Origin of the sequence: Rhodococcus sp. 05-2254-5 (assembly GCF_002258575.1) — a bacterium.
In the GTDB taxonomy this organism is placed as follows: domain Bacteria; phylum Actinomycetota; class Actinomycetes; order Mycobacteriales; family Mycobacteriaceae; genus Rhodococcoides; species Rhodococcoides fascians.
This window is the reverse complement of sequence record NZ_NOZG01000003.1, coordinates 1-1,436: the sequence shown is the minus strand read 5'-3', so window position 1 is coordinate 1,436 and position 1,436 is coordinate 1. Positions and strand designations below refer to the sequence as shown.

The following is a 1,436-nucleotide window of genomic DNA, read 5'->3' as shown; positions in this document are numbered from 1 at the left end:
TGCACTGGACCCCGTGGGTTGGACCGGTTAATGGAAATCCTAGGCTGCGAGGGCCTGGGCTCGGTATTGCACCGGGCTCAGGCCGTCGAGTCGTAGCGAGATGCGGTCGTTGTTGAACCAGTCGATGTAGTCCTCGATCGCGGTGTGCAAGGCGTCGAGGTTCAGGTATCGGACGTGATGAAACATCTCCTCTTTGAGGTGACCGAAGAAGTTCTCGATGATCGCATTGTCGTAACAGTTCGCTTTGCGGGACATCGATTGGATGGCTCCCGCATCGGCCAGCAACCGCCGCCACGACGAGTGCTGATAGTGAAAACCCTGATCCGAGTGCACAATTGGATAATCCTGTTCGCCGAGGGTGCCCAACGCGGCCCGCAAAGAACGGTTGGTGAACTCCGTCGTCGGGGACCGACCGATCGAATACGAGATGATCTGGCGGTCGAACAGATCCATCACCGGCGACAGATACAACTTCGCCTCCCCGATCCGGAACTCGGTGACATCGGTGACCCACTTCTGATTCGGGACCGCCGCCGTGAACTGACGGTCGAGGATGTTCGCCGCGACCGCCCCGACCTGACCCTGATACGAGACATACCGTCGACGGCGCCGCACACGGCACGCCAACCCGAGCTCACGCATCACCGCGAGCACGGTCTTCTTCGCCACCCGCCACCCCGCGTCGACGAGGACTCGGTGCACGCGTCGATGCCCGTAGCGTCGGTGGTTTTTCTCGAACGCCCTGGTCACCGCCGCTTTCAACGCAGCCTTCGGATCGGGCCTGCGTAACTGCGCTTGACGGTAGAAGAACGTCGACCGAGCCAACCCGGCGACGTCGAGCAACACATCGAGACGGTACTGCGCCTTGAGGGCGATGACAGCGAGAACCTTCACCGTCGTCCCTGTTCCCTCAAGGCCCGCAATTTTCCCAGGTACGCCACCTGCGTGCGCAGCCGCTCGTTCTCCTCACGGAGGCGGTCCAGTTCGCTGGCCTCCCCGGGATCAACTCCCGGTGCCGGTCGACGTCCCGCCCGCTTCGGCCGTAGCGCCTCGTCGCCGTCGCGGCGGTATCCGCGGACCCAGGGCTCGATGATCTTCGCCGACGACAGTCCGTACTCGCGAGCGAGCTCGATCTTGTTCTCGCCAGCCAAAACACGTTGCACCACAGCAAGTTTGAACTCGAACGAGAAGTGTTGTCGATCCGGTTTCTCCACCAACGCATTCCTCCCTCGAACCCGCCAACGGTCGTAGAGCAAGATCACTGGGCCCGCCCCGCCACCGACCTTCGCAGCAGCCGAGACGGCACCCACACCATCCTCGAACAACGCTACCGCCGCGACCCGCTGATCCTCGGTAAGTGAACTTCGTGCACGCATACAAAACTCCCCGGTAGTCGGAACTGAATTACTCAGTCCAACTTCCGGGGAGCTGTGCAA

The 1,436-nt window shown here is 61.8% G+C and carries 2 protein-coding genes; both read right to left on the bottom strand.

The window, feature by feature from the left end; translation table 11 throughout:
* Positions 1-39: 39 nt before the first annotated feature.
* Positions 40-894, bottom strand: a complete 855-nt coding sequence (locus CH278_RS27895; RefSeq protein WP_256991841.1) for an IS3 family transposase — start codon at positions 892-894, stop codon at positions 40-42.
* Positions 891-1,376 (bottom strand): helix-turn-helix domain-containing protein, encoded by a 486-nt coding sequence (locus CH278_RS27890; protein ID WP_032373665.1) that lies wholly within the window; start codon positions 1,374-1,376, stop codon positions 891-893. Before CH278_RS27890 ends, CH278_RS27895 begins: the two co-directional genes overlap by 4 nt.
* Positions 1,377-1,436 lie beyond the last annotated feature (60 nt).